The 8,253-nt window shown below is 66.6% G+C and carries 4 protein-coding genes and 1 pseudogene; 2 read left to right on the forward strand and 3 right to left on the reverse strand.

Features of this window, described 5'->3' with window-relative positions; genetic code table 11:
* Positions 1-80 precede the first annotated feature (80 nt).
* A complete protein-coding gene (ffh, locus tag ACT84W_RS07945; protein WP_444328816.1) occupies positions 81-1,463 on the forward strand; it encodes a signal recognition particle protein in 1,383 nt (460 codons plus the stop codon).
* A 116-nt stretch (positions 1,464-1,579) separates the two neighbouring features.
* Here the strand turns inward: ffh and ACT84W_RS07950 are convergent, their stop codons facing one another.
* From ACT84W_RS07950 to ACT84W_RS07960, 3 genes are all read right to left on the reverse strand, one after another.
* Positions 1,580-1,939, reverse strand: a complete 360-nt coding sequence (locus tag ACT84W_RS07950) for a type II toxin-antitoxin system HicB family antitoxin (protein WP_417574975.1) — start codon at positions 1,937-1,939, stop codon at positions 1,580-1,582.
* Between the two features lie 292 nt (positions 1,940-2,231).
* On the reverse strand, positions 2,232-5,645 hold the full coding sequence (locus tag ACT84W_RS07955) for a VaFE repeat-containing surface-anchored protein (protein WP_444328814.1): 3,414 nt from the start codon (positions 5,643-5,645) through the stop codon (positions 2,232-2,234).
* 422 nt (positions 5,646-6,067) lie between these two features.
* Positions 6,068-7,723 carry a L,D-transpeptidase family protein gene (locus ACT84W_RS07960; protein WP_444328815.1) on the reverse strand — a complete coding sequence of 552 codons (1,656 nt, stop codon included), beginning with the start codon at positions 7,721-7,723 and terminating at the stop codon, positions 6,068-6,070.
* Between the two features lie 128 nt (positions 7,724-7,851).
* Between ACT84W_RS07960 and ACT84W_RS07965 the strand changes: the two are divergent.
* Positions 7,852-8,253, forward strand: a pseudogene (locus tag ACT84W_RS07965) (TrmH family RNA methyltransferase); the annotation flags it as partial.

Here is an 8,253-nt window from a genome sequence, read left to right on the forward strand (position 1 = left end):
AGTCCATCGACGACCTCCAATCCTTCGACGCGCTGGAGTTCTGCCGCGCGCTCGTGGGCGAAGGGATGTAGCACATGGCAGTGTTCAGCTCGCTTTCCGACCGCCTCCAGGACACCTTCGACAAGCTGCGCGGCAAGGGCCGTCTTACGGAGGAGGACATCAACCTCGCCATGCGCGAGATCCGCATGGCCCTGCTCGAGGCGGACGTCAACTACCGCGTGGTCAAGGGCTTCGTCGCGCGCTGCAAGGAGCAGTGCATGACGGCCGAGACCCTGGAGTCCCTGAACCCGACGCAGAACGTCGTGCGCATCGTTCTCGACGAGCTCACGCAGCTGCTCGGCTCCACCGAGTCCAAGCTCGTCCTCGCCCAGAACCGCACGCCGAACGTGATCATGATGGTGGGCCTGCAGGGCTCCGGCAAGACCACGGCCTCGGCCAAGCTCGCCTACCTGCTCAAGAAGCAAGGCCACAGCCCGTTGCTCGCGGCTTGTGACACGCACCGCCCCGCGGCCGCCGACCAGCTCGAGACCCTCGGCTCAGAGATCGGCGTGCGCGTCTACCGCGGCGACGGCAAGGACGCCGTCCGCGTGGCCTCCGAGTCCATCCGCGACGCCGTCGACCACCTGAACGACATCGTTATCGTCGACACCGCCGGCCGTCTGCAGATCGACGAGGAGATGATGCAGGAGGCCGTGGCCATCAAGGAGGCCGTGCGCCCCGACCAGATCCTCATGGTCGTCGACTCGATGACCGGCCAGGACATCGTCAACGTCGTCCAGACCTTCGCCGAGCGCGTCGACTTCGACGGCGTGATCATGTCCAAGCTCGACGGCGACGCCCGCGGCGGCGGCGCGCTCTCTGTCCGCGAGGTCACCGGCAAGCCGATCAAGTTCGTCTCGATGGGCGAGAAGCCCGATTCTCTCGAGGTCTTCCATCCCGACCGCATGGCCAAGCGCATCCTGGGCATGGGCGACGTCGTGGGCATCATCGAGGAGGCCCAGAAGCTTGCCGACGAGCAGCAGGCCGCCGACGCCGAGCGCATGCTGCGCGAGGGCTTCACCATGGACGATCTGCTCACGCAGATGCAGCAGATCCGAAAGATGGGCGGCCTCCAGAAGCTCATCGGCATGATCCCCGGCATGGAGCGCGCGATGGCCCAGCAGCCGGGCGCCAACGTCGACGACTCGCAGATGGTCCGCATCGAGGCCATCATCCACTCCATGACCGCCGAGGAGCGCGCGAAGCCCAAGATCATCAACGGCCAGCGCCGCAAGCGCATCGCCCAGGGTTCCGGGCGCAGCGTCCAAGAGGTCAACCAGCTCATCAAGCAGTGGTCCGAGATGAACAAGATGATGGGCAAGATGCGCACCATGAGCCAGTCCATGACGGGCAAGAAGGGCAAGAAGAACCGTCGCGCCATGCAGAACATGATGCGCGACATGGGCCTCGACAAGCTCAAATAGCGCCGGTCGCCGACTTGGCCGCCGCCGACAGCCGAACAAGGGGCGGGCGCGGGTTTTCCCGAGGCATATCGGGGAACCCGCGCCCGCCCTCAAGCTACCCGTCGGTGGTCGTTCGCCTAGCGGGCCTTCACCAACTGATGAGCGCGCTGATGACTGATACCCAGCAATGCGCCGATGTCTCGGAGCGAGACGCCCATATCGTGGAGCTTCTTCGCAGCGATGCCCTGCGTCCTCATGGCGCGCGCCTCGAGCTCGGCCGCTTGGCGCTTGAGCTCAACGGCTTCGGCCACCTCGGAGGGGAGGTCGTACTCGTAGGCGACGTCGATGTCCTCATCGTCGGTCGTGATCTTGATGAGGTCTCGGGTCATGGTGTTGAGCTCAGAGTAGTTCCTAGCTTGTGTGCAGTAGCCGATCTCCGGCACCTCGATGACCCACCATCCATCGGCCTTCTGGACCTTCGCAGTATATTTTGACACTATTTCCACCATCCGTTTCCAAGCTCGGACTCGCACAGGCGATAGATGCTTACCACAAGAGGCTCTTTCAGCTCGCGATGCCGGGGAATCACCACGCGCGTAGAGCCCAGCATTCAAATCTCGTGGCAAGAACCCTGGCGAACGCGAACGAACTTGATGTGGGACCTTGCGGCGGAGCGCCGGATCTTTGCGATCAGGTCGATTCGCTTGGTCATTAGTGTACCAATCTAACCGTCTAGCACAATAGACATTTGATTCTATTGCGCTAGACATTAATTCGGGTAATGAGAGCCTAGAGCTCGTCCTCCTCGTACATCGAGCCGGCGCGCACGATCGCCCAGGCCGTGAAGGTCAGAAGGCCGCCGAGGATGCAACAGGCGATGACGGGCAGGGACACGTCGCCCGTCTTGGGCACTCCCGGAGCGGAGGGCTCCCACGGCTCGGCGGGCGGGTTGCTCGTGGGCGGCTGGCCGAACGTCACGGTTTGCGCCTCGTCCTCGATGTCCGCGTGCACGGCAAGAAGAACGTCCTCGGAGTAGAGCGACTCGAACGCCACGAGCTGCTTGCCTGCGAGATCGGGCGCTTTGAAGCGGAACTCGACGGTGGCGGTACCGTCGGCGGCGTCGGCCGTGAACTCAGCGCTCGCCGTCACGAGGGAGCCGTCGGAAGCCTTAAGCACGCCCGCATCCTCGCCATTCTCATCCTTCAGGTGGAGCGCTCCTTCCACTCGGTAGACCTTGCCGCAGATGAGGTTGCGGTAGGTGACGGTGTCGACGAGCGTCGTCTCTTGGCCGACCTCGCGCCAGTCCAGCTCCTTCTTTCCGTTGTCGGAGAGGAGCTCGGTGCCCAGGTCGGGGACGCGGACGCTCTGGCCCTCGTCGTCGATGTCGGCGTGGGAGCCGACGCGCTCGCCTGCGCGGTAGAGCTCCTCGAACACGACGAGCGTCCTCGCACCGAGGCCCGAGGCGTCGACCTCGAACTCGAGCTCCTGCGAGCCGTCTGGGCCCTCGGGGACAAACGTCGCTCGCTGCTGCGCGACCACGCCCTCGTCGGAGCCGTCCTCGCCCCTCAGGTGGACCTCTCCCGCGAGCTCATACTCGGCGCCCGGCACGAGGTTCTCGTGCTCGACCACGTCGACGATGTGCTGCGAGGCGGAGCGCGGGGTAATGTGGTCATCGGTGAGTGCTGCGGTCGCGGTCGTGCGCAGCCTCGGGAAGTCGACCGTCTGTCCCTCGTCCTCGATGTCCGCATGGACGGCGTACTGGATGCCGTTTCTTTCCAGGGACTCGAAGGCGACCACATCCTTGCCCGCGAGCGCGACGCCCGTGAACTCGAAGACGATCTCGGCGAAGCCGTCGCGCACGTCAGGGGTGAAGGCGGCCTGCGCGCAGATGGGCTCCCCGGCGTCGTCGGTCGCCGCACCGAGGTCGGAGCCGTCGTCGCCCTTCACGTGGAGGGTTCCTTGGAGCAGGTACTCGTTGCCGGGCTCGAGGTTGCGGTAGGCGACGGTGTCCGTGAGCTTGACGCTCTGCGCCGACGCGTCCGCCTCGTGGCCGGCGTTGCCGGTGAGCGTGGTCGCGATCCTCGGCACGCGAACGCTCTGGCCCTCGTCGTCGAGGTCGGCGTGCTCGGCCAAAAGATCGTCCCCGTCGTAGACACGCTCGAAGGCGACGAGCCGGTGTCCGCCGAGCTGCGACGCGTCGAGTACGAAGCGGAGCTCCTGGGTGCCTGAGCTGAGCTGCGGTGCGAAGCTTCCCTCAGCGCTCGCGACGACGCCGAGGTCGCGCCCGTCCTCGTCGATGTCGTGGAGCTCGCCGCGGACACGGTACCCGCGGCCAGGCTCGAGCCCCTCGTACTCGATGGCGTCCATGAGCTCGACGCCTTCGGCGGCCGGGCAGGTTTTCTCGCCCTCGCCGTGGCTGAGCGTCGTCGCGATGCTCACGCGCTCATCGTCGAAGGTGCCGAGCGCATAGGTCCTCGCGTCGCGCGAGACGCGCAGCGTCGTGCTGACCAGGCGGTGCCCCTGGTTAGCGGCGCACCTGAGCTCCTCGAGGAGGTAGGTGTCGTAGGGGAGCGCGCCGCGCGCGTCGTCGACGTCGTCGTTTCCGAACCAGATACCGGCCGCGGGGTCGAGCTTGCCCTCATCCGTCACCTCGCCATCCTCGCCGAGCGCGGAGTCGGAGGCGTTCGTGCGGGCGCTGTGCGCGTTCTCCTCGGAGTCGAACATCCCGTTCTCGTCGGTGACGATCACATGGCTCTCGCCGGTGCTCTGGCTCGTCAGTTTGAAGGCGACGCTGGCCATGCGCCCTTGCGTGCCCTCGTCGGCCTTGACGAACGAGAGCCCGCCGCGGATCGGCGCGTCGGCGACGACTGGCGCGTCGTAGGTGCTCACGTGGACACCGGTGCCCTCGCCGGTGATGCGCCGGACCTCTACCTGGGAATTGAGCAGATAGCCCTCAGGTGCCTTGGTCTCCTGCACCGCGACGGTGCCGAGCGGGAGCTCCTGCCCGAGCCGCGCCGTCCCGTCGTCTGCGGTGGTCACGGTGAAGCTCTTCTGCGGGGATGCGGGAAGGCTCCCGAGGTCATAGGATCCCGCATAGTAGTCGATGCGGAACTCGGCGCCGGCGAGCGTGGCCGCGCCGGTCGGGGTCTCGCCCGACTCGGCGTCGCGCTTGACCACGGCGACGTCGACCTGGCAGGTCTGGGGCGCGTCGGCGACGTCGGCTCGCGCCACCGCGCCGGCGGGTACATCCACGGCGCGGACGGTCTCGTCGAGCGCGAAGCCGGGGGCGGGGGTCGTCTCGCGAACGTAGTAGCGCCCGGCAAGAAGACCCGTCGCCTTACCGCGCCCTCCCGCGTCGGTTACGATGGTGGCCGCGCGGTCCGTGCAGCCCTCGTCGCGGAAGACGCCGTACTCGGCGCCGGCGAGGTTGTAGCACCCGTCGCCCGCCGATACCTGCGGACGCGTGCTCGTCTTCGCGATCTCGAGGTCGCCGCGGGCAGGCTCGAGCCAGAACCGAGCGCACTGTTGGGTCCCGTTGGGCTTGCTGTAGAAGCGGCCGCGTCCGATGACGGAGCCCTCCGCCATGCGGGCCTTAAGCTGGTCGCTCGCTGCCACGACGATGCCCTTCGCTTTGTCGGAGATGTGGTGGCCCCTGCAGGCCGCCATGCGGTCGAGGTCGAAGTCGTGCTCCGAGAGCTCCCAGAAGCACCGCTGCGTCATCACGTACAGCTCGCCGCCCTTAAGTCCGCCGTCCCCATAGCTGTTCTGCAAGTAGTCCTGCACGAGCGCCAAGAGCGTGACCTTATTCTGGTCCAGCTGCTTGTACTGGTCGGGCGTGGGGTCTTGGCCGGTATCGTTTATGCAGACCCAGCCGCGGACCGTCGCGCCCACGGCGTCCTGCACGACCGAGTCGCCGCTCTGCCCGTTGACGCCCGGCTCCAGGCAGAACGCCCAGGGGGCATCCGGGCCAGATCCCGCGGTCCAGATCGCCTGGTCCTCGAACCCGGAGTCGCCGGCGTTGACGATCTCCACGTGGCTGCCGACGGCCTCGGCGGCGAGCGCCTCTGTGGGCATCGCGCACGAGGCGAAGGCTCCGAGCACCTGCGTCGCCACGAGCACGAGGCTGGACAGCCAGGCGGCGAGCCTCCTTCTGATCGATTCTGCGCGGGCATGCGCCGGCGCGTGGTTCGGGCGGTTTCCCATGGTTCTCCCTTCTGTCGGATGCCGCGCACGGCGCGCGGGGAGTCAAACTCTAAGGGAGGACACAGGCGGCGACGGCCTCTGCGGGTGAATCGGGCCGGGCTGCCTTGCGCGTATCTTCCGGGAACCTTCCGGCAATCTTTCGCGCCGCGAGAAAGCGCGAGGTAGACGACCCGCCGACACATGCGGGAAGAAACCCCGGCGTGCCCTTGCCCGCAGGTCGTCCGGCGGCTGCCGCCGCCCGCACCGTGCATACGACCGTTCGCAGGGACTTGGTCTTCGTCGTCGCCACAGCTCGTTCATATATAAATTCTGCGCTGTATTACTATGTCGTTTTGCTCGCTTGATTATGAACGAACATAAGCTCAGGGCCCCGACGCGATTCTCGCCGGGGCCCTGAGCAGGAACTTATGGTGGTGGCCGTGCTAGTTGTGCACGACCACGATGTCGCCGATCTTCGTGAGGCCGAAGAGCTCCTTGGCCTTATCGACCGGGAGGTTCACGCAGCCGTGGCTCCCGTTGCCCTCATAGATCTTGCCGCCGAACTTCGAGCGCCAGTCCGCGTCGTGCAGGGCGTAGGAGTTGCCGATGAAGGGCATCCAGTAGTCGACGTGGCTGATGTACTCGGGCTCGTTGGTCGCGGGGTCGATCGCGCCGCGGAGCTCGACATCACCCTGGGCGCGGTAGGAGTCCATCACATAGACGCCGCACGGGGTCCCGTGGTCCTTGGTGGTGTCGCCGGTGACGATGTCTGTCTCCCAGACGAGGTTGCCCGAGTCGTCGTACATGCGGGCGTGCTGCTCGGCGAGGTCGACATCGATGAAGCGGTTACCCCAGTCTTTGCCCCCGTTGGCGGCTGCGTATGAGGCGCCCTGCGAGTAGGTCGGGATGTCGATGTTGGACTTCTGGCCGGACTGTAGCGCCTCGACGATCTTCGTTGCCGTGTCGGCGCCGTTGATGTTCCAGCCGTAGGAACCGCCGGAGACCGAGACCTGCTTGCCGTCGGGCCTGGTGTAGGCGCGGGTGGTGCCCACGGTGTCGCAGGACTTGGAGAGGTCCCCGCGGCACCAAGCGGTGATGGCGTCGGAGTCGAGCGAGATGCTAAGGTCGTCGCCGAACTTGACCCACGAGGCGATCTGCTCAGCGGTGATCGTCGTCACGGTGGAGCCGGCGAGCGTCAGCGTCGGCGCGCTCGCGAGGTAGGAGTTCGCCTGCTTGATGGCCTCCGAGAAGTCGTCCCCGGACGTCATACAGTCGTCGCCGAGCGTGAGGGAGGGCTGCAGGGCGTCGAGCGCTGCACAGACCTTCGCCGCCGCGGCGTCGCCGTTGAGGGAACGGGTGTCGCCGCCGTTCTCGAGCACGAAGCTCGACTGGGCCTGGTCGTAGGCGATCTTCGCGTTCTGCTCGGCGGTCTTGGCGGCCTCCTGGCTCTTCTCCACGAAGGGCGCGATGGCCGCGGCGACCTTGTCTTTGTCGTAGGCCAGCTTCTTGTCGAGCTTGATGTCGCGCGACTTCGTGAGCTCGAAGGGCCAGGCCCAGGCGTTGGCGCGCCCGAAGGCGTCGTCCGCGTAGGCCGTCCCGTCGTAGCCGAGGTCGACGTCGGCGGCGGCCAAGGTGAGCTCCACGCCGGCGCCGCTCACCTTGAGGGAATAGCCGTCGGTCTCGGAGTCGATGGCGGAGACAAGCTCGTCGCGGGTCTTGAGCGAGTAGTCGGTTCCGTCGACCGCCGTGTTGGGCAAAAAGTGGTCCGAGAAGTACGCGACGCCGCCGAGGTAGGCTGCGCCCGCGAGGCCGGCGACGACGACGGGGACGATCCAGAGCTTGCCGTGCTTCTTCGCGGGTGCCTTCGGCTCGGGGGCGTCCGGCGCGGGCGCCGCGGCGGCGCCGATGGTCTCGAAGGGGCTCGGCGCGCCGGCCTCGTCCGTGGCGATGGCGTCGATGGGGTCGACGGGAACCTCGGTCTTCTGGGTGCCCTGTGCTTCCTGGGCGCCTTCCGCCCCCATATCTATGCTCGCGAGGTGCGAGAGGTCCCGCCGGGCGGTCTTCTCGGCGTTTTTGTTGTTAAGGGAATCCTGGCTCATAGCTCAACCTTTTGGATTTGTTTGATGTGTGTTTGGGCTGGGCGGTGCCGCAGCCCGTCTATGCTACCTCAGCCGAGGGACAAGTATCATGTCCTCTGTGGTTTGAAACAAGAAGTGAAGGAAGCTCCATGCAGATTGAACGGCTCGCCGCGCTCGACGACCCCAGGCTCGACGTTTTCGCGCGGCTGACCGAGCACCAGTTGCGCAACAAGCTCGACCCCGCCCGCGGCGTGCTCATCGCCGAGTCGCGCCTCGTCGTGGAGGTCGCCCTCGATGCCGGCGTGGGGCCGCTTTCGTTCCTCGTCGACGAGAGGCACCTCGAGTCCTGCGCCGAGCTGCTCGCGCGGGGCGACGAGGTCGCGGCGTCGGCGGGGGAGGAAGAGCCCGCGGTGTTCGTGCTGCCGCACGACCTTGCCGAGAAGCTCACGGGCTATAAGGTGACCCGTGGGTTCATCTGCGCCATGCGCCGTCCGCGCGAGCGCACGGTCGCCGAGGTCGTCCGGGGCGCGCGCAGCGTCGCTGTGCTCGAG

Source organism: Paratractidigestivibacter sp. (assembly GCF_052362415.1).
Lineage (GTDB): Bacteria > Actinomycetota > Coriobacteriia > Coriobacteriales > Atopobiaceae > Paratractidigestivibacter.